We start from the raw sequence: 25,508 nt of genomic DNA, 5'->3' as shown, positions 1-25,508 counted from the left end.
CGGGCGGTGGATACCAGATGGCAGCACACCACCGTCTTGTTGAACGAAGCAGTCGACGCTCTCCTCACCAAGCCGGATGCAACCTACGTCGACGCCACCTTCGGGCGCGGCGGGCACTCGCGCCTGGCCCTGTCCAGGCTGGGTCCGCAGGGGAGGCTGGTCGCCTTCGACAAGGACCCCGAGGCGGTGCAGGAAGCGGCGCGGATCAAGGATCCGCGCTTTGCCATCCGGCACGAGGGATTCGCCGCGCTCGGCTCCATGGGCACCGCATCGTGCGCGGGCGTGCTGATGGATCTCGGCGTCAGCTCGCCGCAGATCGACAACCCGGCGCGCGGGTTCTCGTTTCGCTTCGACGGGCCGCTGGACATGCGCATGGACACCACGCGCGGCGAGAGCGTGGCCGAGTGGTTGGCAACGGCCGAGCAAGGCCAGATCGCGGAGGTGATTCGTGACTACGGCGAAGAACGGTTTGCTGGCCAGATCGCAAAGGCGGTTGTGGCTCGCCGACAGGAACGGGGCCCTCTTGCAACCACCGCCGAGCTGGCCCAGCTCGTGGCTGGCGCGGTCAAAACCCGCGAGCCGGGCCAGGACCCTGCAACGCGCACATTTCAGGCTCTTCGGATTTTCATCAACGCCGAGCTTGAAGAGCTGCAAGCGGCGCTGACGGCTTCGCTCGACATCCTGGAACCCGGAGGACGGCTCGTGGTGATCAGCTTCCACTCGCTGGAAGACCGCATCGTCAAGCAGTTCATCGCCTCGCACTCGCGCGAGGTGGTGGACCGCCGCGCGCCGTTCGCGCCGCCCAAGCCGATGAAGCTGCGCGCGCTCGGGCGCGTGAAGCCGTCCGCCGCCGAAGTCGCCGGCAACCCGCGTTCGCGCAGCGCGATCATGCGAATCGCGGAAAGGACGGAGGTGCAATGACGCGCCTCAACCTCGTCCTGCTGCTCGCCCTCGTCGTCAGCGCCATGCTCACGGTGCAGGTGCAGTACGACTCGCGCCGGCTCACCGCCGAGACCGAGAAGGCACTCGCCGAAGCGCGCCGGCTCGAGATCGAGAACGAGCGGCTGCAGGTGGACAAGCGCTCGTTCGCGACGCCGCTGCGCGTCGAGCGGCTCGCGAAGGACCAGTTGCACATGCGGCCCGCCTCGCCGGCGATCACGCAGTACGTCACGCAGGGCAAGGGGGCGCCGCAATGACGCGCAGCGTGCTGTACAAGTCCAGCCCGCTGCTGGCGAGCAAGACGCCCGTCTGGCGCAGCAAGTTCATCGTCGCCGGGCTGGCGCTCGGCTTCGCGGGCCTGGCCGGCCGTGCCGCCTGGATCCAGGTGTTCGGCAACGAGTTCTTCCGCCACCAGGGTGAGGTGCGCTTCGTGCGCACGCTGGAACTGCCCGCCAACCGCGGCCGCATCCTGGACCGCAACGGCCTGCTGCTCGCCACCAGCGTGCCGTCGCCCAGCATCTGGGCGATCCCCGAGGACGTCGAACGCGATCCGGTGAAGCTGCGCCAGCTGGCCAAGCTGCTGGACATGACGCCGGCGGAACTGGACAAGCGCCTGGCCGACGAGGACAAGACCTTCGTCTGGCTCAAGCGCCAGGTCGACGAGTCCGTCGGCCGCCAGGTGCAGACGCTGGGCATCCAGGGCGTCTACCAGCGCAAGGAATACAAGCGCCAGTACCCCGAGGGCGAGGCCGCCGCGCACGTGGTGGGCTTCACCAACGTCGAGGACAGGGGCCAGGAAGGCATCGAACTCGCGTTCGAGAAGGACCTGGCCGGCCGCTCCGGGTCGCGCCGCGTGATCAAGGACCGCCTGGGCCGCGTCGTCGAGGAGCTGGGCGAGCAGGTGCCGCCCGTCGACGGCCGCGACCTGCAGCTGTCGATCGACAGCAAGGTGCAGTTCTTCGCCTACCAGAAGCTGCGCGACGCGGTGCAGGCCAACAAGGCGCGCGCGGGCAGCGTGGTGGTGCTGGACGCGCAGACCGGCGAAGTGCTCGCGCTGGCCAACTACCCGAGCTACTCGCCGGGCAAGCGCCAGAACCTCACCGGCGAGCAGCTGCGCAACCGCGCGCTCACCGACGTCTTCGAGCCGGGCTCGACGATGAAGCCGTTCACGATCGCGCTGGCGATGGAGCATGGCCTCGTCACGCCGCAAACGCCGATCCAGACGGCGCCGGGCTGGGTGACCATCGGCGGCGCGCGCATCAGCGACTCGCACCCGCACGGCGTGCTCACGGTGCAGGAAGTGATCCAGAAGTCCAGCAACGTCGGCACGCTCAAGCTCGCGCTGCAGATGCCGGCCAAGGACATGTGGGAGATGTTCACCGCCGCCGGCTTCGGCCAGAAGCCGCAGATCTCCTTCCCCGGCGCGGTGACCGGCCGGCTGCGCCCCTACAAGAGCTGGCGCCCGGTGGAGCAGGCGACGATGTCGTACGGCTACGGCCTGTCGGCGTCGCTGTTCCAGATGGCGCGTTCGTACACGGTGTTCGCGCACGACGGCCAGATCATTCCCGCGACGCTGCTCAAGTCGTCGCAGGCTCCCGTGGGCGTGCAGGTGGTCGCGCCGAAGACGGCGGCCGAGATCCGCACGATGCTGCAGATGGCCGCCGGCCCCGGCGGCACCGGCCCGAAGGCGCAGACGCTGGGCTACTCCGTCGGCGGCAAGTCGGGGACCGCGCACAAGCAGGTCGGCAAGGCCTACGCGAGCAACAAGTACCGCTCGTGGTTCGTCGGCATGGCGCCGATCGACCAGCCGCGCATCATCGTCGCGGTGATGGTCGACGAGCCGACGGCCGGCAAGTACTTCGGTGGCGACGTCGCCGCGCCGGTGTTCAGCGACGTGGTGCAGCAGACGCTGCGCCGCATGGGCGTGCAGCCCGACATGAACGTCAAGCCGCAGGTCGTGGTCGAGTCGGTGGAGGAGTCGTTCTGATGCTCCGCCTGCACTCGCCCCAGGACGCCGCGCGCTGGCTGCAGGGCCGCGTGACCGGCGCGCTGCATTGCGACAGCCGCAAGGTGCGCGCGGGCGACGGCTTCATCGCCTGGCCCGGCGCCGCCACCGACGGCCGCAAGCACGTCGCCTCCGCGATGGCGCAGGGGGCGGCCGCGTGCCTGGTCGAGGCCGATGGCGTCGAGGCGTTCGGCTTCACGCAGGACGCCGTGGCCGCCTACCCGCAACTGAAGTCCGCGACCGGCCCGATCGCGGCCGAGTACTACGGCCATCCGACGCGCACCCTCGGCGTGCTCGCGGTCACCGGCACCAATGGCAAGACGTCGACGGCCTGGTGGCTTGCGCAGGCCCTGTCCGCCGCCGGCCGGGGCGCCGCCGTGATCGGCACCCTGGGCACCGGCCAGCCGCCGCACGTGGAGCACACCGGCCTGACGACGCCGGACCCCGTGCTGCTGCAGGCCGAGTTCCGCCGCTTCGCCGGCGAAGGCCTGGCCGCCTGCGCGATCGAAGCCTCGTCGATCGGCATCGCCGAGCGGCGCCTCGACGGCACGCGCATCGCGGTGGCGCTGTTCACCAACCTCACGCGCGACCACCTGGACTACCACGGCACGATGGACGCGTACTGGGCCGCCAAGCGCGAACTGTTCGCGTGGGACGGCCTGCGCGCCGCCGTCGTGAACGTCGACGACGAGAAGGGCGCCGAACTCGCCGACCAGTTGCGCGGCGGCGGCATCGACCTGTGGACGGTGTCGCAGGCGGGCCCCGCCCGGCTGCAGGCGGCCGACGTCGGCTATGGCGACCAGGGGCTGCGCTTCACCGTCGTCGAGGGCGGTCAGCGCGTCGCCATGCAGACGTCGGTGATCGGCCAGTACAACGTGTCGAACCTGCTCGGCGTGCTCGGTGGGCTGCGGGCGATGGGCGTGTCGCTGCCGCACGCGGTGCGCGCCTGCGACGGCCTGCTGCCCGTGCCCGGCCGCCTCGAGTGCCTGCAGCAAGCCGGCAAGCCGCTGGTGGCGGTCGACTACGCGCACACGCCCGACGCGCTGGACAAGGCGCTGCAGGCGCTGCGCCCGCTGGCCACGCAACGGGGCGGCGCGCTGTGGTGCGTGTTCGGCTGCGGCGGCGACCGCGACGCGACCAAGCGCCCGCTGATGGCGGCCGTGGCCGAGAAGAACTCGGATCGTGTGGTCGTGACCACGGATAACCCGCGCAACGAATCGCCGGAGAACATCATCAGCCAGATCCTGCTGGGCCTGTCGCACCGTGACTGCGTCGAGGTGCAGGCCGACCGCGCGCAGGCGATCGCGGAGACGATCGCCGTCGCCGCGCCGGCCGATGTCGTCCTGCTCGCCGGCAAGGGCCACGAGGATTACCAGGACATCGCGGGCACCAAGCATCCGTTCGACGACCGCGTGCACGCGCGCCAGGCGCTGGAGCAGAGGGCATGACGATGTGCACCCTCCAGCAAGTCGCCGCCTGGACCGGCGGCCGCCTCGTCGGCGACGGGGCGGTGGAGATCGCGCGCGTGCACAGCGACACGCGCACGCTGCGGCCCGGCGACCTGTTCGTCGCGCTGAAGGGCGAGCGCTTCGACGCCAATGACTTCATCGCCGATGCCGTCAAGGGCGGCGCGGCCGCGGCGCTCGCGCATGCCGGCCGCATCCCCGCCGGCTTCCACGGTGTCGAGGTCGACGACAGCAAGCTGGCGCTCGGACGGCTGGCCGCTGCCTGGCGCGCGCAGTTCACGCTGCCGCTGGTCGCTGTGACCGGCAGCAACGGCAAGACCACCGTCACGCAGATGGTCGCCTCGATCCTGCGCGCCTGGCAGCCGCAGAACCACCTGGCGACGCAGGGCAACTTCAACAACGACATCGGCCTGCCGCTGACGCTGCTGCGCCTGCGCCGCGACCACAAGGTGGCGGTGCTCGAGCTGGGCATGAACCACCCGGGCGAGATCGCGTACCTGTCCGGCATCGCGCGCCCGAACGTGGCGCTGGTGAACAACGCGCAGCGCGAGCACCAGGAATTCATGGCCACGGTGGAAGCCGTGGCGCGCGAGAACGGCAGCGTGTTCGACGCGCTGCCTGCGACCGGCACCGCGGTGTTCCCCGCGGGCGACGACTACACGGCGCTCTGGACGCAGCTCGCGTCCGGCCGCGCCACCCTGACGTTCGGCGACGCGGGCAGCGGCGCCGACCTCGTTCTGGCCGGGTCTGAATGGCACCAGGGTCAGTGGACGTTCCGGGCGACGACGCCCGCCGGTCCGCTGCAGGCCCGACTCCATATCGCCGGCCGCCACAACGTGCGCAACGCGCTCGCCGCCGCCGCCTGCGCCCTCGCGGCCGGCGTGCCGCTGGACGCGATCGCGCGCGGCCTCGAGGCGTTCGAGCCGGTCAAGGGCCGCTCGCGCGCCTTCGCCATCATCCGTGGCGACCGCACGTTGACGCTGGTCGACGACACGTACAACGCCAACCCCGACTCCGTGCGCGCGGCCATCGACGTGCTCGCCGAACTGCCCGGTCCGCGCCTGCTCGTGCTGGGCGACATGGGCGAGGTGGGTGACCAGGGCCCGCAGTTCCACGCCGAAGTGGGCCAGTACGCGCGCGAGCGCGGCATCGACCGGCTGTTCACGCTGGGCGAGCTGGCGCGCGGCATGGGCGGGCAGCATTTCGAATCGATCGAGGCGCTCGACGCCGCGGTCCTCGCCCAGCTGGCCACGTCGGAGAGCGTGCTGGTGAAGGGGTCGCGCTTCATGCGGATGGAGCGCGTGGTCGAGGCGATCCAACAAGAACAACGAAAGGACGGCGGGCATGCTGCTTAGCCTCGCGACCTGGCTGCAGGCGTACTCGCCGGAATTCGGCTTCCTGCGCGTCTTCCAGTACATCACCTTCCGGGCCGTGATGGCCGCGATGACGTCGCTCCTGATCGGCCTGGTGGCCGGCCCCTGGGTGATCCACCGCCTGACGGAACTGAAGATCGGCCAGCCGGTGCGCGGCTACGGCATGCAGTCGCACCTGTCCAAGAGCGGCACGCCGACCATGGGCGGCGTGCTGGTGCTGATCGCCATCGGCGTCTCGACGCTGATGTGGTTCGACCTGTCGAACCGCTTCGTGTGGATCGTGCTGGTGGTGACGATCGGCTTCGGGATGATCGGCTGGGCCGACGACTGGCGCAAGGTCGTGAACAAGGACCCGGAAGGCATGCGCTCGCGCGAGAAGTACTTCTGGCAGTCGCTGATCGGCCTGATCGCGGCGCTGTACCTGGTGTTCAGCATCTCCGAGAGCAGCAACGTGCGCGTCGTCGAGCTGTTCTTCCAGTGGGTGCGCTCCGGCTTCGACGTCAACCTGCCGCCCAAGGCCGGCCTGCTGGTGCCGTTCTTCAAGGAGATCAGCTACCCGCTGGGCGTGTTCGGCTTCATGATCCTGACCTACATCGTGATCGTCGGCTCGAGCAACGCGGTGAACCTCACCGACGGCCTCGACGGGCTGGCGATCATGCCGGTCGTGATGGTGGGCTCCGCGCTGGGCGTGTTCGCCTACGTGACCGGCAGCTCGGTCTATTCGAAGTACCTGTTCTTCCCGCACATCCCGGGTTCGGGCGAACTGCTGATCTTCTGCGCGGCGATGGCCGGCGCCGGGCTCGCGTTCCTCTGGTTCAACACGCACCCGGCGCAGGTGTTCATGGGCGACGTCGGCGCGCTTGCGCTGGGCGGCGCGCTCGGCACCATCGCGGTGATCGTGCGGCAGGAAGTGGTGCTGGCGATCATGGGCGGCGTGTTCGTCGCCGAGGCGCTGTCGGTGATGGCGCAGGTCGCCTGGTTCAAGTACACGAAGAAGCGCTATGGCGAAGGCCGCCGCATCCTGAAGATGGCGCCGCTGCACCACCACTTCGAGAAGAGCGGCTGGCGCGAGACGCAGGTCGTCGTGCGCTTCTGGATCGTCACGATGCTGCTGTGCCTGGTGGGCCTGTCCACCCTGAAGCTGAGGTGAGGGCGATGCACGACGAGCACGACCCCCTGCAGCCTCCCGGTCCCGACGCCTCCGCGCCGGACGGTGCGGCCGCGAGCCCGCCCGCGGAAGCAGTGACCCCGGCGCCGACGGGCAAGCCGGCCAAGCCGGCGCCCCAGGGCCTGACCGCGGCGGAGGCACGGGCGTGGCGCGATTCGCTGTTCGCGCCCGACGCGCCCGCGGAGGCAGCGCCGGTCACTGCTGAAGGAGCTACGGCGGAAGCGGAGCCGGAGCCGGAGCAGGCACCTGCGCCCGTCGCCCTCGAGCCGTTCCCGCAAGCCGTGCTCGTGCTCGGCCTCGGCGAGTCCGGGTTCGCGATGGCGCGCTGGTGCGCAGCGCAAGGCGCGAAAGTCACCGTCGCCGACACGCGCGACGAGCCGCCGGGGCTCGCGCGGCTGCGCGAGCAAGTGCCGGACGCGCGCTTCATTGCGGGCGCCTTCGGAGAGGAGCTGCTGGAAGGGTGCGAAGCGGTCTACCGCAGCCCCGGCCTGGCGCCTGCACAGGTCGCCGCCGTCGTGGACGCTGCCCGCTCGCGCGGAATTCCCTGTGCCGGCGAGCTGGCCCTGTTCATGCGCGGGCTGGCGCAGTTGCGCGCCGAGCAAGGCTATGCGCCGGCCGTGCTCGCCGTCACCGGCACGAACGGCAAGACCACCGTCACGTCGCTCACGGGGCAACTCGTCGAGCGGTCCGGCCGCACGGTGGCCGTGGCCGGCAACATCGGCCCCACGCTGCTCGACACCCTGGCGCAGCGTCGCGCCTCGGGCGCCCTGCCGCAGGTGTGGGTGCTGGAGCTGTCGTCGTTCCAGCTCGATGCCGCCGAAGGCTTCGAGCCCGCCGCGGCCACGGTGCTGAACGTGACCCAGGACCATCTCGACTGGCACGGCGACATGCCGGCCTATGCCGCCGCCAAGACGCGCGTCTTCGGCCGGCACGCGCTGATGGTGCTGAACCGCGAGGACCCGCTGGTGATGCGCATGCTGCCGGAGCCGGTGCGGCTGAAGGGCGGCAAGACGGAGCAGCGGGACCACGTGACGTTCGGCGCCGACATGCCGCAGCGGCCGGGCGACTTCGGCATCGAGATCGTCAACGGCATGGCCTGGCTGGTGCGCGCGCACGAAGCCGACGAGACGCAGAAGCGCCGCAAGGACGAGGAGCAGGAACTGCACGTGCAGCGCCTGATGCCCGCCGACGCGCTGCGCATCCGCGGCCGCCACAACGCGGTGAATGCGCTGGCCGCGCTGGCGCTCGCCACGGCGGCCGGCGCGCCGCTCGGCCCCATGCTCTACGGCCTGCGCGAATACCGCGGCGAGCCGCACCGCGTCGAGCCGGTCGGCCTCGTGGACGAGGTCGAGTTCTTCGACGACAGCAAGGGCACCAACGTCGGCGCGACCGTCGCCGCGCTGACGGGCCTGGGCACCGAGCGCAAGCTGGTCGTGATCCTCGGCGGCGAAGGCAAGGGCCAGGACTTCACGCCGCTGGCCGGCCCGGTCGGCCGCTTCGCGCGGGCCGTGGTGCTGATCGGCCGCGACGCGCCGCAGATCCGCGAAGCGCTCTCCGCCACCGGCGTGCCCCTGCTGGATGCCGGGTCGATGGACGACGCGGTGCGCATGGCCGCGGAGCGGGCCCATGCCGGCGACGCCGTGCTGATGTCGCCCGCCTGCGCGAGCTTCGACATGTTCCGCAACTACGAGCACCGCGCGGACGTGTTCCGCGCCGCGGTGCAGGCGCTGGCCGACGCGGCCGGCACGTCGCTGGAGGCCGGCGCATGAACGCGCTCGCCGCCCGCCTCGGCCAGTGGCTGCCGCGCGGTGCCGCGAAGCCGTCGTCGCGCTACGCCGCGCCGGCCTCGCCCGTGCGCCAGCAGGGGTTCGACCAGCCGCTGCTGTGGGTGGCCGTGGCGCTGCTCGTGTTCGGCCTGGTGATGGTCTATTCGGCGACGATCGCGATGCCGGACAACCCGCGCTTCGCCAACTACGCGCACACGCACTTCCTGGTGCGCCACCTGTCCTCGCTGGCGCTGGCTTTCGTCGTCGCGCTGCTCGCGTTCCAGGTGCCGGTGGCGACCTGGGAGAAGGCGGCGCCGTGGCTGTTCATCCTGTCGCTGGTGCTGCTGATGCTGGTGCTGGTGCCGCACATCGGCAAGGGCGTCAACGGCGCACGCCGCTGGATCGGCCTGGGCATCATGAATTTCCAGCCGTCCGAGCTGGCCAAGTTCGCCGTGCTGCTCTACGCGGCCGACTACATGGTCCGCAAGATGGACGTGAAGGAGCGCTTCTTCCGCGCCGTGCTGCCGATGGCCGCGGCCGTCGCGGTGGTCGGCGTGCTGCTGCTGGCCGAACCCGACATGGGCGCCTTCCTCGTGATCGCGGTGATCGCGATGGGCATCCTGTTCCTGGGCGGCGTCAACGCGCGCATGTTCTTCCTGATCGCCGCGGTGATCGTCGTCGCCTTCGTGCTGATGATCGCCTTCTCCGACTGGCGCCGCGAACGCATCTTCGCGTACCTCGATCCGTGGAACGAGAAGTACGCGCTGGGCAAGGGCTACCAGCTGTCGCACTCGCTGATCGCGGTCGGCCGCGGCGGCCTGTTCGGCGTCGGCCTGGGCGGCAGCATCGAGAAGCTGCACTGGCTGCCGGAGGCGCACACCGACTTCCTGCTCGCGGTGATCGCCGAGGAGTTCGGCCTGGCTGGCGTGGTGGCCGTGATCGGCGCGTTCCTCTGGATGACGCGCCGGATCATGCACATCGGGCGGCAGGCCGTGGCGCTCGATCGCGTGTTCGCGGGCCTGGTCGCGCAGGGCGTCGGGCTGTGGATGGGATTCCAGGCCTTCATCAACATGGGCGTGAACCTCGGCGCGCTGCCCACCAAGGGGCTCACGCTGCCGCTCATGAGTTACGGCGGCTCGGCGATCCTGATGAACCTGATCGCGCTCGCGGTGGTGCTGCGCATCGACCATGAGAACCGGGTGCTGATGCGTGGGGGGCGTCGCACATGAGCCGCACGGCCGCTCCGAAGGCTCATACCGTAGCGCGTAGCGCGGAGGTTTCCGAATGACCCGCTGCGCATTGGTGATGGCGGGCGGCACCGGCGGCCACATCTTCCCGGGGCTGGCGATCGCCGAAGCCCTGCGCGATGCCTCGTGGCGCGTGCACTGGCTGGGTGCGCCCGGCAGCATGGAAAGCCGCCTCGTGCCGCCGCGCGGCTTCGCGTTCGAGACGATCGATTTCGGCGGCGTGCGCGGCAAGGGTCCGCTGACGCTGGCGCTGCTGCCGCTGCGGCTGCTCAAGGCGTTCTGGCAAAGCATCCGCGTCGTGCGCCGCGTGCGCCCCGACGTGGTCGTCGGCCTGGGCGGCTACATCACCTTCCCGGCCGGGATGATGAGCGTGCTGCTGGGCAAGCCGCTGGTGCTGCACGAGCAGAACTCGATCGCCGGCATGGCCAACAAGGTGCTGGCCGGCGTCGCCGATCGCACGTTCACCGCCTTTCCGGACGTGATGGGCAAGGCAGCGTGGATCGGCAATCCGCTGCGGGCCGCGTTCCTGCAACAGCCCGCGCCGGCCGAGCGCTTCGCCGGCCGCAGCGGCCCGCTGAAGCTGCTGGTCGTGGGCGGCAGCCTCGGCGCCAAGGCGCTGAACGACACGGTGCCCCAGGCACTGGCGCTGATCCCGGCGGACCAGCGTCCGGTCGTCACGCACCAGGGCGGCGCCAGGCAAATCGACGACTTGCGCGCCAGCTACGCGGCCGCCGGCGTCGAAGCCGAGCTCGTGCCCTTCATCGACGACACCGCCAAGGCGTTCGCCGAGGCCGATCTCGTCATCTGCCGCGCCGGCGCGAGCACCGTCACCGAACTGGCCGCCATCGGCGCCGCCGCGGTGTACGTGCCGTTCCCGCACGCGGTGGACGACCACCAGACCACCAACGCCAGGTTCATCGTCGACGCGGGGGGCGGCTGGCTGGTCCCGCAGCGCGACCTCACGCCCGAAGGCCTGGCCCGATTGATCCAGGACGCCGACCGCGCCGGGCTGCTGCGCAGGGCCGAGGCCGCGCGCACCGTGGCGCGCACCGACGCCACCGCCGAAGTGGTCCGCGCCTGCGAGGAGCTCACGCGAGCATGAAACACGCGATTCGCCACATCCACTTCGTGGGCATCGGAGGTGCGGGCATGTCCGGCATCGCCGAAGTGCTGCGCAACCTGGGCTACACGATCTCCGGTTCCGACCTCTCCGACAGCGCGACGCTGCGCCGGCTCGCGGGCCTGGGCATCCAGACCTGCATCGGCCACGACGCCGCCCACATCGTGGGCGCCGACGCCGTCGTCACGTCGACCGCCGTGCAGGCGGACAACCCCGAGGTCGTGGCCGCGCGCGAGCGCAAGATCCCGGTCGTGCCGCGCGCGATGATGCTGGCCGAGCTGATGCGCCTGAAGCAGGGCATCGCGATCGCGGGCACGCACGGCAAGACGACGACCACCAGCCTGGTCGCGAGCGTGCTGGCCGAGGGCGGGCTCGATCCCACCTTCGTGATCGGCGGCCGCCTGAACAGCGCCGGCGCCAATGCCAAGCTGGGGGCGGGCGACTACATCGTGGTCGAGGCCGACGAGTCCGACGCCTCGTTCCTGAACCTCATGCCCGTGATGGCGGCGGTCACCAACATCGACGCCGACCACATGGAGACCTATGGCCATGACTTCGGCAAGCTGAAGGGCGCGTTCCTCGACTTCCTGCACCGCATGCCGTTCTACGGCACCGCGGTGCTGTGCGTGGACGACCCCGCGGTGCGCTCGATCATGGCGGACGTGCAGTGCCCGGTGACCAGCTACGGCGTGAGCGAGGACGCGCAGGTGCGCGCCGTCGACATCCGCGCCGTCGGCCCGCAGATGCACTTCACCGCGCGCCGCCGCAACGGCGTCGTGCTGCCCGACCTGCCGATCACGCTGAACCTGGCGGGACACCACAACGTGCTGAACGCGCTGGCGGCGATCGCGATCGCGGTCGAGCTGAACGTGCCCGACGCCGCCGTGCAGAAGGCGCTGGCCGGTTTCCGCGGCGTCGGCCGCCGCTTCCAGGGCTACGGCGACGTGCGCGTGCGCGAGGCCAACGGCGGCGGCAAGTTCGCCGTCATCGAGGACTACGGCCACCACCCGGTGGAAGTCGCGGCGACGTTGGCTGCCGCGCGCGGCGCCTTCCCCGGCCGCCGCCTGGTGCTGGCGTTCCAGCCGCACCGCTACACGCGGACGCGCGACTGCTTCGAGGACTTCGTGCAGGTGCTGGGCCACGCCGACGTGCTGATGCTGGCGGAGGTCTACGCCGCCGGCGAAGCGCCGATCGTCGCTGCCGACGGCCGCTCGCTGGCCCGCGCCGTGCGCGTGGCGGGCAAGGTCGAACCGGTGTTCGTCGGCGAGGTCAGCTCGATGGCCGACGCGATCCTGGACATCGCGCGTGACGGCGACGTCGTCATGTGCATGGGCGCCGGATCGATCGGCGGCGTGCCGGCGAAGCTGGTCGAAATGGGAGGTGCGGCATGAGCAGCACCATCGACGTGAAGGCCCTCGGCAAGGTCGCCGTCCTCATGGGCGGGAAGTCGGCCGAGCGCGAGGTCTCGCTGATGTCGGGCGCCGGCGTGCTCAAGGCGCTGCAGAGCAAGGGCGTCAACGCGCATGCGTTCGACCCCAAGGACCGCGACCTGTCGGAGCTGAAGCGCAAGGGCTTCAAGCGCTGCTTCATCGCGCTGCACGGCCGCTTCGGCGAGGACGGCACGGTGCAGGGCGCGCTCGAGCTGCTGGGCATCCCGTACACGGGCTCCGGCGTGATGGCCTCCAGCGTGTCGATCGACAAGGTGATGACCAAGCGCATCTGGATCGCCGAAGGCATCCCGACGCCGAAGTACCAGATCCTGCGCCGCGGCGCGTACACGCGCGAAGTGGTGCGCACGATCCCCGACGACCTCGGCCTGCCGCTGATCGTCAAGCCGGCGCGCGAGGGCTCGTCCATCGGCGTCGCCAAGGTCGAGGGGTACTCGCAGATGCAGGAGGCCGTTGAAGCCGCCGCGCAGCTGGACAGCGACATCCTGTGCGAGCAGTTCGTCTCCGGCGACGAGGTCACCTGCCCGGTGCTGGGCACGGGCGACGAGGCGCGCGCGCTGCCGGTCATCCGCATCGTCGCGCCCGAAGGCAACTACGACTACCAGAACAAGTACTTCACCGACGACACGCAGTACCTGGTGCCCTGCGGCCTGCCCGAGGGCGAGGAAGCGGCGATCCAGGACCTGGTGGTGAAGGCCTACCGCGTGCTGGGCTGCCGCGGCTGGGGCCGCATCGACGTGATGATCGACGCGAAGACGCGCCAGCCCTCGCTGCTGGAGATCAACACCTCGCCCGGCATGACGGGCCACTCGCTGGTGCCGATGTCCGCACGCGCGGCCGGCATCAGCTACGAGGACCTGTGCCTGCAGCTGCTCGCGTCCGCCTCGCTCGACCAGCAGCGCATCGAGCGTCGCAAGGGCGCCAACGGCAACGAGGAGGGCACCCCGCAGTGACCGCCGCCGCCCCGCAGCCGTTCGACGTGCGCCTGATGAACGCCACCGCCGCGGTGCTGTTCACGGTGCTCGTCGCCGTGCTGCTGGCGGCTGCGTGCTGGTGGGCGGTGCGCCACCCGTTGTTCGCGCTGGGCGGCATCACGGTGCAGGGCGAGGTGGCGCACAACAACGCGGCCACGCTGCGCGCCAACGTCGCGCCGCAGCTGCGCGGCAACTTCTTCACCGTGGACCTGGCGGCGACACGGCGCGCTTTCGAGACGGTGCCGTGGGTGCGGCAGGCCATCGTGCGCCGCGAGTTCCCGAACCGGCTGCGCGTCGGGCTGCAGGAACACCACGCCGTGGCGTTCTGGGGCGACGAGAACGGCTCGCGCCTGGTCAACAGCCACGGCGAACTGTTCGAGGCCAATCCCGACGACATCGAGCAGGACCACCTGCCGCGCCTGTCGGGGCCGGACGGGCAGGCGATGCAGGTGCTGGCGATGTACCAGGCGCTGGCCCCGCTGTTCGAGGGACTGGACCTGGCGGTGGAGCAGGTCGCGCTGTCCGGGCGCGGCAGCTGGCAGGTGACGCTGGACACGGACGCGGTGCTGGAACTGGGGCGCGGCGAGCCGGCGGAAGTGCTGCCGCGCGTGCAGCGGCTCGTGCAGACGCTCACGCAGGTCGCTTCGCGCTACGGCCGCACGCCGGACGCGCTGCTGGCGGCGGACCTGCGGTACGGCGATGGGTATGCGGTGCGGTTGAGGGGCGTGGGGACCATCGAGTCGCCCGCGCCGAGGAGATAGAGGACATGGCGAAGGACTACAAGGACCTGGTGGTGGGGCTGGACATCGGCACCGCCAAGGTGATGGCGGTGGTGGGCGAGGTGCTGCCCGGCGGCGAGCTCAAGCTCGCCGGCCTGGGCGTGGCGCCCTCCAACGGCCTCAAGCGCGGCGTGGTGGTGAACATCGACGCCACGGTGCAGAGCATCCAGCAGGCGCTGAAGGAAGCCGAGCTGATGGCCGACTGCAAGATCACGCGCGTCTACACCGGCATCACCGGCAGCCACATCCGCGGGATCAACTCCAGCGGCATGGTGGCGGTGAAGGACAAGGAGGTCACGCCGGCCGACGTCGCCCGCGTGGTCGAGACGGCGCGCGCGATCAATATCTCGACCGACCAGCGCCTGCTGCTGGTCGAGCCGCAGGAATTCGTCATCGACGGCCAGGACGTCAAGGAGCCGATCGGCATGAGCGGCATCCGGCTCGAGGCCAAGGTGCACATCGTCACCGGTGCCCAGAGCGCGGCCGAGAACATCGTCAAGTGCGTGCGCCGCTGCGGCCTGGAAGTCGAGCAGCTGATGCTCAACCCGCTGGCTTCGAGCCTCTCGGTCCTGACGCAGGACGAGAAGGAGCTGGGCGTCGCCTGCGTGGACATCGGCGCGGGGACGACCGGCGTGGCCATCTTCACCGGTGGCGCGATCCGCCACACCTCGGTGATCCCGATCGCCGGCGACCTGATCACCAGCGACATCGCGATGGCGCTGCGCACGCCGACCAAGGACGCCGAGGACATCAAGGTCGAGAGCGGCTTCGCCAAGCAGCTGCTGGCCGACCCCGAGCAGCAGGTCGAGGTGCCCGGCCTGGGCGACCGCGGCCCGCGGATGCTGTCCAAGCAGGCGCTGGCCGGCGTGATCGAGCCGCGCGTCGAGGAGATCTTCTCGCTGGTGCAGCAGGTGATCCGGGAGTCCGGCTACGAGGAAGTGCTGTCGTCCGGCATCGTCATCACCGGCGGCAGCGCGGTGATGCCGGGCATGGTCGAACTGGGCGAGGACATCTTCCTCAAGCCGGTGCGCCGCGGCGTGCCGCAGTACCTGGGCGCGCTGAGCGACATGGTGTCGCAGCCGCGCGCAGCGACCGTGATGGGCCTGATGGAAGAAGCGCGCCTGGCGCGCGTGCGCGGCCTGAAGGTCGCGCAGAAGAACGGCTCCATGAAAACCGCCTTCGGGCGCTTCCGCGATTTCATCGTGGGGAACTTCTGATGACCCTTGTCCACGGCGGCCGCACATGGCGACGACGACGATGGCGGTCCACCGATCCACCCTCGTGAGCGTTAGCAACCGATCCAACAACAAATCTGCAAGTGGCAACTGCGAAACAAACTAGGAGTCAGCAATGAGCATCGAAATGATCGAAGTCGAGGAGTTCCACCAGGGCACCATGATCAAGGTGATCGGCGTGGGCGGCGGCGGCGGCAACGCGGTCGAGCACATGATCCAGAGCGAGGTGCAGGGCGTGGAATTCATCTGCGCGAACACCGACGCGCAGGCGCTGTCGCGCAGCGCCGCGCACAAGGTGATCCAGCTGGGCCAGAGCGGCCTGGGCGCCGGCAGCAAGCCGGAGAAGGGCCGTGACGCGGCGCAGGTCGCCGAGGATTCGATCCGCGAGGCGATCGAAGGCGCGCACATGCTGTTCATCACCGCCGGCATGGGCGGCGGCACGGGCACGGGCGCCGCGCCGGTGATCGCGCGCATCGCCAAGGAGATGGGCGTGCTGACCGTCGGGGTGGTGACCAAGCCCTTCGACTGGGAAGGCGGCCGCCGCATGACGAACGCCGAGAACGGCCTGGCCGAGCTCGAGGCGAACGTCGACTCGCTGATCGTGGTGCTGAACGAGAAGCTGCTGGAAGTGCTGGGCGACGACGTCACCCAGGACGAGGCGTTCGCGCACGCCAACGACGTGCTGCGCAACGCCGTCGGCGGCATCGCGGAGATCATCAACGTGCCCGGCCACGTCAACGTGGACTTCGAGGACGTGCGCACCGTGATGGGCGAGCCCGGCAAGGCGATGATGGGCACGGCCGTGGCCGACGGCCCGGACCGCGCGCGCATCGCCGCCGAACAGGCCGTCGCCTGCCCGCTGCTGGAAGGCATCGACCTGTCCGGCGCCAAGGGCGTGCTGGTGCTGATCTCGGCGGCCAAGGGCAGCCTCAAGCTGTCCGAGTCCAAGCTGGCGATGAACACGATCCGCGCCTACGCCTCGCCGGACGCGCACGTGATCTACGGCACCGCCTACGACGACTCGCTGGGCGACAGCGTCCGCGTCACCGTGGTCGCCACCGGCCTGTCCCGCCAGGGCCAGCGCCGCACGGCGCCCCCGCTGCAGGTGCTGCGCACCGGCACCGACAACGTGCCGTTCAACGTGCCGACCGTCAACCAGGCCGTCGCCGGCCCGGGCGCGATCGTCACTCGCGAGATGGGCGCGGCCCCGCAGCAGCCGGATTACCACGGCATGGCCGTGCCCAGCGTGTGGCGCACCAACCGCACGCAGGCCGCCGCCAAGGTCGACGCGCTGTCCTCGGGCGGCATGGACGATTTCGAGATCCCGGCGTTCCTCCGTAAACAAGCCGACTGATCGAAGCCCGCGGCCAATGCGCACCGCGCCTCCGGGCCGGTGCGCATTGCTTTTTGCACGACCGTCGAGCTAGCATGCCCCGCAGGAGGTGGCCGCCATGCCGCAGCTGATCGTGACCGTGGAAGGCGTCGAGGTGAAGCACGTGTACCTCACCAAGGACGTCACCACGCTGGGGCGCAAGCAGGACAACGACATCGTCCTGGACAACGGCGCCGTCAGCGGCCGCCACTGCCGGTTCGAGCTCAAGGGCCTCGCCGACGTGTTCGTCGAGGACGATGGCAGCACCAACGGCACCTTCGTCAACAACGCCCGGATCAAGCGCCACAAGCTGGAGGACGAGGACGTCGTCGCCATCGCGGGCTTCCGGATCCGCTACCTGCAGGCCACCGACCAGTCCGGCTTCGGTGCGACGGCGATCATGACGATGGGCAGCACGCCGCACCTGCCGCCGCCGGCCAGCGCCATGTTCCGCGTGCTCACCGGCAGTTCGGCCGGCCTGGAAGTGCCCGTGGTGAAGGCTGTGTCCACGTTCGGCAAGCCGGGCGTGGCGGTGATCGCGGTGTCCCACCGGCGCACCGGCTACTACGCGGCGACGCTCGATGGCACGCAGGCGCCGCAGATCAACGGCAAGCCGCTGGGCCAGGATCCCGTGCTGCTCGCGGACCAGGACGTGGTCGAACTGGCCGGCACGCGAATGCAGTTCTGCCTCGGCGCCTGACCTTCCTGGCTCGGCCGCTATCGCAGCCATAGCCCTGCTCGACGGCCGGCAGGGCGGCGCCACTTAAAATCAGCCCATGTTGCAGCAGCGCACCCTCAAGTCGCTCACCCGCGCCGTCGGCGTGGGGCTGCACAGCGGCCAGCGCGTCGAGATGACGCTGCGCCCGGCCCAACCCGACACGGGCATCGTCTTCCGCCGCGTCGACCTGCCCGAGCCCGTGGACATCGCCGTCTCGGCCGAAGCGACGTCCGACCTGCGCATGGCATCGACCATTGCCAACGGCAGCGCCAAGGTGCGTACCGTCGAGCACCTGATGTCCGCCTGCGCGGGCCTGGGCATCGACAACCTGTACGTCGACATCACCGCCGAGGAAGTGCCGATCCTGGACGGCTCGTCATCGTCCTTCGTATTCCTGCTGCAGAGCGCGGGGATCGTGAACCAGGACGCGCCGCGCCGCTTCGTGCGCGTGCTGCGGCCGGTGGAAGTGCGCGAAGGCGAGGGCGACAACCTCAAGTGGGCGCGCCTGCTGCCCTACGACGGCTTCAAGGCCAGCTTCGAGATCGACTTCGCGCACCGGGTGGTCGACTCCACAGGCCAGCGCTACGAGTTCGACCTGGGCACCGGCAACTACGTGCGCGACATCGCCCGCGCCCGCACGTTCGGCTTCACCAAGGACGTCGAGATGATGCGGGCCAACGGCCTGGGCCTGGGCGGCGGGCTGGACAACGTCGTCGTGATGGACGACTACCGCGTGCTCAACGCGGACGGCCTGCGCTACGACGACGAGCTGGTCAAGCACAAGATCCTCGACGCCATGGGCGACCTGTACCTGCTGGGCAAGCCGCTGCTGGCCGCTTACGAAGCCTTCCGGTCCGGGCATGCGATGAACAACCGGCTGCTGCGCGCGCTGCTCGCCGAGCGCGACGCGTGGGACCTGGTCACGTTCGAGAACGAGCGCGACGCGCCCGCCGGGTTCCTGCGCCCCGCGCGCGCCTGGTAACCCGTGCTCCTGTTCCGCTGGGCGATCCTCTTCTTCCTGCTGGCCGCGGGCACGAGCTTCGCGTTCTACGTCGGCACGCGCGACCGCCGCTATTTGCGCTGGGGCTGGACCACGCTGAAGTGGACGCTGCTGGCCGCCGCCGGCTTCTTCGCCGTGCTGATCGCCGAGCGCGTCGCCTAGACCGCCTGGGCGCCTAGATCTCGCCGTCCCAGTAGTCGCGCGTGTCGCCGGCACGCGTGATGTGCCGCAGCTGCTTGTGCGCGAACGCGGCGATCTTCCCCGAATCGGGGTACTCGCAAACCTCCACCTGCGACTTCGTGCTGACCGACAGGTAGACCAGGTCGCCGGTCGACGTGTTCAGCAGCTGGTGCGCGGTGTCGGGGCCGCCGACCGGGCAGCAGATGACGTCGCCGGCGCGGACGGGGCGGGTTTCGCTGCCGTATCGCAGCGTGCCTTCGCCGCGCACGATGAAGAACATCTCCTCCTCGGCGCGGTGGCTGTGGAAGGGGCAGCCGCTCTTGCCGGGCGGCACGATGTCGAACGAGTAGCCGAGGTCGCGCGCGCCCAGCTTCGCCCCGAAGCTCGCCGAGCGCGATGCGAACTTGTCGCCCTCGGCGTAGGCCTCCAGCTCGAGGTCGTCGACGTTGATCACGCGCTGGTCGATGGTGCGCATGGCAGGCTCCTTGAAGATGGTTGGCGTTGCGCCGGCGTCAGTAGGCCCGCCCGCCGCCGTACATCGCGCTCGTGCGGCGGGCGGTCGGCGTGGCCTGCGCGATGCGCGCGAGCGAGCTGCCCGCGTGCGCGTGCGTGATGGCGATGCCCAGCGCGTCCGCCGCGTCCGGGCCCGGCAGGCCGGGAAGCTTGAGCAGCCGCTGCACCATCGCCTGCATCTGCGCCTTCGCCGCCTGTCCATGGCCGGCGACGGCGCGCTTGACCTGCACGGCCGTGTACTCCGCCACGCTCAGGTCGCACGCCACCAGGGCAGTGACGCATGCGCCGCGCGCCTGCCCGAGCAGCAGCGTCGACTGCGGATTCATGTTGACGAACACGATCTCCACCGCCGCCGCGGTCGGCTGGTAGCGCTGGCGCACTTCCGCGATGCCGTCGAACAGCACCTTCAGGCGCGCGGGCAGGTTGCCCCGGGGGATGTGCCCCGTCGTGATGGTGCCGCTGGCGACGTAGGCCAGCGACGGCCCGTCGACGTCGACCACGCCGAAGCCCGTGGTCTGCAGGCCGGGGTCGATGCCGAGGATGCGCATGGTGGGCCGAGTCTACCTAGGAGCGCGCAGCACTCTCGGGCAGCAACGGCAGCCGCACGCGGAAGCGGCTGCCCCGGCCCGGGCCGTCGCTGTGCGCGTCGATGCGCCCGCCGTGCAGCTCCACCAGCCGCCGCACCAGCCACAGGCCGATGCCCAGGCCGCCCTGCGCGTTGCGCGGCACGTCCTCGCTCTGCGCGAACAGGTCGAAGACGTGCGGCAGCATGGCTGCGTTGATGCCCATGCCGTTGTCCACCACGGCGACCTCGGCGTCGCCGCCCTCGGTGCGCAGGACCACCGAGATGCGGCCGCCGGGCGGCGTGTACTTGGCGGCGTTGTGCAGCAGGTTGGCGAACACCTGCGCCAGCCGCGTGCCGTCGCCCGAGACCATCACCGGATCGGGTGCGAGCTCCAGGCAGACCTGGTGGCCGGCCGCCTCCAGCGCCGGGCGGCTGGTCTCCAGCGCTTCCTCCATCGCGCGCTGCAGCGGCATCGGCTCGCGGCGCAGTTCCAGCTTGCCGCGGCTGATGCGCGAGACGTCCAGCAGGTCGTCGACCAGCCGCACCATGTGGCGCAGCTGGCGTTCCATCATGTCGCGGGTGTGCACGACCTGGGGCGGCATGCCCGGGGTGCGGCGCAGGATCTCCAGCCCGTTGCGCAGCGGCGCGAGCGGGTTGCGCAGTTCGTGCGCGAGGGTCGCGATGAATTCGTCCTTGCGGCGGTCGGCTTCCAGCACGTCGGTGATGTCGGTCGATACGCCGCAGACCGCGTAGATGGCGCCGGTCTCGTCGTAGAGCGGGAACTTGCTGGAGCGGAACACCAGCCGCTGGCCGCCGACGGCGACCGCTTCCTCCACCTGCACCGGCCGGCCACCCTCCGCGACGCGGCGGTCGTTGGCGCGCAGCACCGCGGCGGCCTCGGGGCCGAACAGGCGCTCGTCATCGATGCCGCGCGCAACGTCGCGCTCCGTGACGCCGTGCTGCACCCGCCACGCTTCGTTGGACAGGATGTAGCGGCCTGCCAGGTCCTTGGCGTACACCAGAGCCGCCGACCCCTCGATCACCGACTTGGCCAGGCGCTGCGCGGCGCGCAGCTTGCGGTCGGCCTGCATCTCGACGGTCACGTCGCGGGCGGCGCAGATGCCCTTGTCCGGCAGCAGCCGCCCGTCGATCTCCACGAAGGTGACCTGCAGGCGGATGTGCAGCCAGCGCACCGTGCCGCTGGGCAGCAACGCGCGTACGTCGATCGCCAGGTGGCCGTCGCCGGCCGGATCGATGGTGCGCGCAATGGCGTCCAGGTAGCGCTGTCGGTCGGCGGGATGGATGCGGTCGAAGATGGCCTGGCGCGGCACCGTCATCTCGGTGTCGCCCAGCTCGAGCAGCTGCGCGAGTTCGGTGGAGATGTGGTTCTGGTTCGTGCGGTAGTCGATCTCCGCCATCACCAGCCCGGCGGCCTGCACGCCCATCTCGAGCTTGAGGCGCGCCGCTTCGCGCTGCGCGTCGGCGGCCTTGCGCTCGGTGACCTCGCGCGCGATGCCCAGCAGGCCAACCAGGGTGCCCTGGGCGTCGCGCAGCGGCATCTTGCGGGTGAGCCAGTAGCGCACCGAGCCGTCGGGCATCACCAGCGATTCCTCGGTTTCCATCGGCTGGCCGCTGGAGAGGACCTGCCGGTCGTTGGCCATGATGCGGCGCGCGTCGGCCGCATCGGGCATGCACTCGAGGTCGGTGCGCCCGAGCACCTCTTGCGCCGCGCGGCCCATGGTCGTGAGCGTGGCGGGATTGGCGAACTGGTAGCGGCCTTCGAGATCCTTGGCGAAGATCACGTCGTCGGTCGCCTCCGCGATGGCGGTGGCGAACAGCCAGGGCTGGTCGAACAGGCGCGAGGGACTGCTGGCGCTCATGGGTGCGCCATTGTGGCGCCCTTTCGCGCGCGCGGCAGCCCGCCGTTGCTCAGTAGCCGAAGCTGTTCATCGGCGTGTCGGTCGCGGTGCTGGCGGTGGTGGTGGTCGTGGTCGTGGTGCCGGTGGCCGCCGGGACCGCAGGCCCTTGCGCGGTCGCCGGCGGCGGTGCGGGGGCGGCCGCCACGGCATCGGGGGCCGGGCCTCCGTCCCCGCCGCCGCCGCACGCGCCGAGCCAGAGCGCGGCCAGGACGAACGGGGCGGACGCGATCCCACGGGGGGTGGCAGCAGGCATCGACTTCTCCTTGCGGCGGCAGCACGCGGCGCGCCAGTCGGCCGCCGGTGCGGCCTGCGCGTCAGGGGCGGCTGGACGCGCGCCCGTGCTGCATGAACGCGCGCGGTGAAGGCGCTATTCCGCCGCCGCCTGGCTCAGCCGGCGAGCAGCGCGCGGTGGCGCGCGATCTCCGCGCGCACGTTGTCGGGCGCGGTGCCGCCGGCGACACGGCGCGCTTCGAGCGAACCGCGCAGCGACAGGACCTCGTACACGTCCTGCTCGATCCGTCCATCGAAGGCCTGCAGCGCCGGCAGCGGCAGCTCGGACAGGTCGCAGCCCTGCTGCTGCGCGGCCTTGACCGCATGCGCGACGACTTCGTGCGCGTCGCGGAACGGGAGGCCCTTCTTCACCAGGTAGTCGGCCAGGTCGGTGGCGGTGGCGAAGCCGCGGCGCGCGGCCGCTTCCATCGCGTCGCGGTTCACGGTGATGCCCCGCATCATCTCGGCGAAGATCCGCAGCGTGTCGCGCAGCGTGTCGACGGTGTCGAACAGCGGCTCCTTGTCCTCCTGGTTGTCCTTGTTGTAGGCCAGGGGCTGGCCCTTCATCAGGGTGACCAGGGCGACCAGGTGGCCGGCCACGCGGCCGGTCTTGCCGCGGGCCAGTTCCGGCACGTCCGGGTTCTTCTTCTGCGGCATGATCGACGAGCCGGTCGTGAAGCGGTCGGCGATGCGGATGAAGCCGAAGTTCTGCGACATCCACAGCACCAGCTCCTCCGAGAGCCGGCTGACGTGCACCATCGCCAGCGTGGCGGCGGCGGTGAATTCGATCGCGAAGTCGCGGTCGCTCACGGCGTCCAGCGAGTTGTGGCAGATGCCGTCCATGCCCAGTTCGCGCGCCACGGATTGCCGGTCCAGCGGGTAGCTGGTGCCCGCAAGGGCGGCGGCGCCGAGCGGCAGGCGGTTCACGCGCTTGCGCACGTCGGCCAGGCGCTCGGCATCGCGCCCGAACATCTCCACGTAGGCGAGCATGTGGTGGCCGAAGCTCACGGGCTGGGCGACCTGCAGGTGGGTGAAGCCGGGCAGGACGACGTCGGCGTTCTGCTCTGCCAGGTCCAGCAGCGCCGACTGCAGTTCGCGCAGCAGCGCCGACAGGCCGTCGATCTCGCCGCGCAGCCACAGGCGCACGTCGGTGGCGACCTGGTCATTGCGGCTGCGCCCGGTGTGCAGGCGCTTGCCGGCGTCGCCCACCAGCTGCGTCAGGCGCGCCTCGACGTTGAGGTGCACGTCTTCCAGGTCCAGCTTCCACTCGAACTGGCCGGCCTCGATCTCCTGGGTGATCCGGGCCATCCCGCGCCGGATGTCCGCCAGGTCCTCGGCGCCGATGATCCCCTGCCGCTGCAGCATGGCGGCATGGGCCAGCGAGCCCTGGATGTCCGCGCGCCAGAGGCGCTGGTCGAAGCCGACGCTGGCCGTGTAGCGCTTGACCAGGTCGCTCATGGGCTCGGAAAAGAGCGCCGACCAGGCCTGGGACTTGTGTTCGAGTTGCGACATAGGAGGCCGGGAAGGGCCGGTTCGTGGACGCCGTAGGGGGGCGCAGCGGGGGAACTCACCAATAATCGGCGAGCGCGGCTCCCCGATGGACGACTCCCACATTTTATCGGCCTTCACCGAACTCTCCCCCGAGACGCGGGAGAGGGCGCTGGCCCGCCGCGCGCCGCCGCCGCAGTTTGATGCCTGCCACATCGGCGTGGTGCTGCGTGCGGTGGTGGGTGTCGAGGCGCTGGTGCTGGTCGGTGCCCTGTTCACCGTCTCCGGCTGGGAGGACTGGCTGCTGCAGGTCGCCCTCCTGAGCGCCGCGGCGCAACCCGCGACGCTCGGCTGGCTGCTGGTCGCCTGCTCGATCAAGCGGCCGCTGGCCTGGCTGCGGCGCGGCTTGCAGCAAGCGGTCGGCGTTGCGCTCGGGGGCGTCGCGGGCCTGGGCGCCTGCGCCGTGCTGGCGCTGGTCAAGCCGGTCACCGGGACGATGCCCTGGGTGGCGTCGGCGGCCGCAGGAGCCCTGGTGGCCGCGGTGCTGGTCGCCGCCCTGGTCCTCCGGGCCAAGGGCCACATGCCCGCCGAGACGACGGCGCGGCTCACCGAGCTGCAGTCGCGCATCCGCCCGCACTTCCTGTTCAACACGCTGAACACCGCCATCGCGCTGGTGCGCGACGATCCGGCCCGCGCCGAATTGATCCTGGAGGACCTGAGCGACCTGTTCCGCTCGGCGCTGAACGACCAGGGTGACGCGGTCACCCTGGAGCACGAGGTGGCGCTGGCCCGCAGCTACCTGGAGATCGAGCAGGTGCGCTTCGGCGACCGCCTGCAGGTGGAATGGTCGATCGACCCGGCGGCCGGCATGGCCCGCGTGCCGCCGCTGCTGCTGCAACCGCTCGTGGAGAATGCGGTGAAGCACGGGGTGGAACCCAGCGCCACCGGCGCGCAGGTGAAGGTGAGCACGCAGCGGCGCGGGGGCGTCGTCGTGATCAAGGTGACGAACACGGTGCCGGCGGGCCAGGGCCGCCCGGGCCACGGGATCGCGCAGGACAACGTGCGCGAGCGGTTGCGCCTCCTGCACGACGTGGAGGCGCAGTTCCGCACCGTCCTCAAGGACGGGATCTACCAGGTGAGGTTGGAGGTGCCGGCGTGAACCGCCGGCCAGGGGGCAACGGGAAAGCCGCGAACGCGGAGGAGGTCTGCGCATGATGGACAGCCTGCAGGTCCTGGTGGTCGACGACGAGCCGCTCGCGCGGGCGCGCATGCGCACGCTGCTGGCGGACTGCCGCTCGCCCACCGTGATGGTCGGTGCCGAGGCCGGCAACGCGATCGAGGCGATGGAGGCGCTGCGCCGCGGCAGCTTCGACGCGGTGCTCCTCGACGTGCACATGCCCGGCGCGGATGGGCTGGCGTTCGCGCAGGCGCTGCGCGGCATGCCGCGCGAGCCCGCCGTCGTGTTCGTCACTGCGCATGCCGAACACGCGGTCGCCGCCTTCGAGCTCGAGGCGATCGACTACCTGACGAAACCGGTACGGCTGGAACGGCTGCAGGCCGCGTTGCAGAAGGTCGAACGGGTGCTGTCCGCGCGCAACGGCAACGCGACCGCGCAGCCGGAGACGCTCGTCATCCAGGACCGGGGTAGGACGGAGCGTGTCCCCCTGTCGGAAGTTCTCTATTTCAAGGCCGAACTGAAGTACATCACGGTCCGTACCGCGGCCAGAAGCTATATCCTTGATGCGTCGCTCAGCGATCTCGAGGACAGGCACGGCGCGCAGTTCCTGCGCATCCACCGCAACGCGCTGGTGGCGCGGCGCGCGGTGCGGGCCCTCGAGAAGCACGATGACCCCGAAGAGGGCGAAGGCTGGGCGGTGCGCCTGAATGGGATCGAGGAGCTGCTGGCCGTGTCGCGCCGGCAGCTGACGGCGGTGCGGGAGGCGCTCACGCGGTAGGGAGGCAC

24 protein-coding genes are annotated in these 25,508 nt (G+C 70.6%); 19 read left to right on the top strand and 5 right to left on the bottom strand.

All coding sequences use genetic code 11. The features are described 5' to 3' along the window. Positions 1 to 6: 6 nt before the first annotated feature. The 17 genes from rsmH (at position 7) to I8E28_RS17245 (ending at position 18,772) form a co-directional block, all read left to right on the top strand. Positions 7 to 921 (top strand): 16S rRNA (cytosine(1402)-N(4))-methyltransferase RsmH, encoded by a 915-nt coding sequence (gene rsmH, locus I8E28_RS17325; protein WP_200789363.1) that lies wholly within the window; start codon positions 7 to 9, stop codon positions 919 to 921. Next, positions 918 to 1,196 carry a cell division protein FtsL gene (gene ftsL, locus I8E28_RS17320; RefSeq protein ID WP_200789362.1) on the top strand — a complete coding sequence of 93 codons (279 nt, stop codon included), beginning with the start codon at positions 918 to 920 and terminating at the stop codon, positions 1,194 to 1,196. Before rsmH ends, ftsL begins: the two co-directional genes overlap by 4 nt. Next, the gene (locus I8E28_RS17315) at positions 1,193 to 2,926 is read left to right on the top strand and encodes a peptidoglycan D,D-transpeptidase FtsI family protein (protein WP_200789361.1); all 1,734 of its coding nucleotides are present in this window, start codon (positions 1,193 to 1,195) and stop codon (positions 2,924 to 2,926) included. The genes ftsL and I8E28_RS17315 overlap by 4 nt, the downstream gene beginning before the upstream one ends. After that, positions 2,926 to 4,392: a UDP-N-acetylmuramoyl-L-alanyl-D-glutamate--2,6-diaminopimelate ligase gene (locus I8E28_RS17310; RefSeq protein WP_200789360.1), complete on the top strand. Its 1,467-nt coding sequence runs from the start codon at positions 2,926 to 2,928 to the stop codon at positions 4,390 to 4,392. The genes I8E28_RS17315 and I8E28_RS17310 overlap by 1 nt, the downstream gene beginning before the upstream one ends. 2 nt (positions 4,393 to 4,394) lie before the next feature. Then, the gene (locus I8E28_RS17305; RefSeq protein ID WP_420850243.1) at positions 4,395 to 5,765 is read left to right on the top strand and encodes a UDP-N-acetylmuramoyl-tripeptide--D-alanyl-D-alanine ligase; all 1,371 of its coding nucleotides are present in this window, start codon (positions 4,395 to 4,397) and stop codon (positions 5,763 to 5,765) included. Next, positions 5,755 to 6,933, top strand: coding sequence for a phospho-N-acetylmuramoyl-pentapeptide-transferase (mraY, locus tag I8E28_RS17300; protein ID WP_200789358.1), 1,179 nt, complete (start codon positions 5,755 to 5,757; stop codon positions 6,931 to 6,933). The genes I8E28_RS17305 and mraY overlap by 11 nt, the downstream gene beginning before the upstream one ends. Before the next feature lie 5 nt (positions 6,934 to 6,938). Next, on the top strand, positions 6,939 to 8,720 hold the full coding sequence (gene murD, locus I8E28_RS17295; protein ID WP_200789357.1) for a UDP-N-acetylmuramoyl-L-alanine--D-glutamate ligase: 1,782 nt from the start codon (positions 6,939 to 6,941) through the stop codon (positions 8,718 to 8,720). Beyond that, a complete protein-coding gene (gene ftsW / locus I8E28_RS17290; RefSeq protein WP_200789356.1) occupies positions 8,717 to 9,946 on the top strand; it encodes a putative lipid II flippase FtsW in 1,230 nt (409 codons plus the stop codon). The genes murD and ftsW overlap by 4 nt, the downstream gene beginning before the upstream one ends. 55 nt (positions 9,947 to 10,001) lie before the next feature. Then, a complete protein-coding gene (murG, locus tag I8E28_RS17285; RefSeq protein ID WP_200789355.1) occupies positions 10,002 to 11,066 on the top strand; it encodes an undecaprenyldiphospho-muramoylpentapeptide beta-N-acetylglucosaminyltransferase in 1,065 nt (354 codons plus the stop codon). Then, the gene (murC, locus tag I8E28_RS17280) at positions 11,063 to 12,475 is read left to right on the top strand and encodes a UDP-N-acetylmuramate--L-alanine ligase (protein ID WP_200789354.1); all 1,413 of its coding nucleotides are present in this window, start codon (positions 11,063 to 11,065) and stop codon (positions 12,473 to 12,475) included. The genes murG and murC overlap by 4 nt, the downstream gene beginning before the upstream one ends. Further along, positions 12,472 to 13,485, top strand: a complete 1,014-nt coding sequence (locus tag I8E28_RS17275) for a D-alanine--D-alanine ligase (protein WP_200789353.1) — start codon at positions 12,472 to 12,474, stop codon at positions 13,483 to 13,485. The genes murC and I8E28_RS17275 overlap by 4 nt, the downstream gene beginning before the upstream one ends. Further along, entirely contained in the window at positions 13,482 to 14,267 is a 786-nt protein-coding gene (locus I8E28_RS17270; protein ID WP_338050800.1) for a cell division protein FtsQ/DivIB, read from the top strand. The genes I8E28_RS17275 and I8E28_RS17270 overlap by 4 nt, the downstream gene beginning before the upstream one ends. Before the next feature lie 5 nt (positions 14,268 to 14,272). Then, on the top strand, positions 14,273 to 15,502 hold the full coding sequence (gene ftsA / locus I8E28_RS17265; RefSeq protein ID WP_200789352.1) for a cell division protein FtsA: 1,230 nt from the start codon (positions 14,273 to 14,275) through the stop codon (positions 15,500 to 15,502). Positions 15,503 to 15,635: 133 nt separating this feature from the next. After that, positions 15,636 to 16,874, top strand: a complete 1,239-nt coding sequence (gene ftsZ / locus I8E28_RS17260) for a cell division protein FtsZ (RefSeq protein WP_200789351.1) — start codon at positions 15,636 to 15,638, stop codon at positions 16,872 to 16,874. Positions 16,875 to 16,971: 97 nt separating this feature from the next. Continuing rightward, positions 16,972 to 17,592 carry an FHA domain-containing protein gene (locus tag I8E28_RS17255; protein ID WP_200789350.1) on the top strand — a complete coding sequence of 207 codons (621 nt, stop codon included), beginning with the start codon at positions 16,972 to 16,974 and terminating at the stop codon, positions 17,590 to 17,592. Positions 17,593 to 17,668: 76 nt separating this feature from the next. Then, on the top strand, positions 17,669 to 18,592 hold the full coding sequence (gene lpxC / locus I8E28_RS17250) for a UDP-3-O-acyl-N-acetylglucosamine deacetylase (protein WP_200789349.1): 924 nt from the start codon (positions 17,669 to 17,671) through the stop codon (positions 18,590 to 18,592). Positions 18,593 to 18,595: 3 nt separating this feature from the next. Then, positions 18,596 to 18,772 (top strand): hypothetical protein, encoded by a 177-nt coding sequence (locus tag I8E28_RS17245; RefSeq protein ID WP_200789348.1) that lies wholly within the window; start codon positions 18,596 to 18,598, stop codon positions 18,770 to 18,772. 13 nt (positions 18,773 to 18,785) lie between these two features. On the opposite strand, the gene I8E28_RS17240 is transcribed toward I8E28_RS17245, so the two are convergent. The 5 genes from I8E28_RS17240 to argH form a co-directional block, all read right to left on the bottom strand. Continuing rightward, the gene (locus I8E28_RS17240; RefSeq protein WP_200789347.1) at positions 18,786 to 19,265 is read right to left on the bottom strand and encodes a cupin domain-containing protein; all 480 of its coding nucleotides are present in this window, start codon (positions 19,263 to 19,265) and stop codon (positions 18,786 to 18,788) included. A 37-nt stretch (positions 19,266 to 19,302) separates the two neighbouring features. Then, on the bottom strand, positions 19,303 to 19,851 hold the full coding sequence (gene ruvC / locus I8E28_RS17235; RefSeq protein WP_200789346.1) for a crossover junction endodeoxyribonuclease RuvC: 549 nt from the start codon (positions 19,849 to 19,851) through the stop codon (positions 19,303 to 19,305). 16 nt (positions 19,852 to 19,867) lie between these two features. Continuing rightward, positions 19,868 to 21,748, bottom strand: a complete 1,881-nt coding sequence (locus tag I8E28_RS17230) for a PAS domain-containing sensor histidine kinase (protein WP_200789345.1) — start codon at positions 21,746 to 21,748, stop codon at positions 19,868 to 19,870. 49 nt (positions 21,749 to 21,797) lie between these two features. Beyond that, positions 21,798 to 22,040 carry a hypothetical protein gene (locus I8E28_RS17225; RefSeq protein WP_200789344.1) on the bottom strand — a complete coding sequence of 81 codons (243 nt, stop codon included), beginning with the start codon at positions 22,038 to 22,040 and terminating at the stop codon, positions 21,798 to 21,800. A gap of 134 nt (positions 22,041 to 22,174) precedes the next feature. After that, positions 22,175 to 23,569, bottom strand: a complete 1,395-nt coding sequence (argH, locus tag I8E28_RS17220; protein WP_200789343.1) for an argininosuccinate lyase — start codon at positions 23,567 to 23,569, stop codon at positions 22,175 to 22,177. 85 nt (positions 23,570 to 23,654) lie between these two features. Here argH and I8E28_RS17215 point away from each other — a divergent pair, with 85 nt between their 5' ends. Beyond that, a complete protein-coding gene (locus I8E28_RS17215; protein WP_200789342.1) occupies positions 23,655 to 24,704 on the top strand; it encodes a sensor histidine kinase in 1,050 nt (349 codons plus the stop codon). 55 nt (positions 24,705 to 24,759) lie between these two features. Then, a complete protein-coding gene (locus I8E28_RS17210; protein WP_200790436.1) occupies positions 24,760 to 25,500 on the top strand; it encodes a LytR/AlgR family response regulator transcription factor in 741 nt (246 codons plus the stop codon). Positions 25,501 to 25,508 lie beyond the last annotated feature (8 nt).

Source organism: Ramlibacter algicola (assembly GCF_016641735.1).
Classification (GTDB): Bacteria; Pseudomonadota; Gammaproteobacteria; order Burkholderiales; family Burkholderiaceae_C; genus Ramlibacter; species Ramlibacter algicola.
This window is presented reverse-complemented; position numbering and strand designations above follow the sequence as displayed.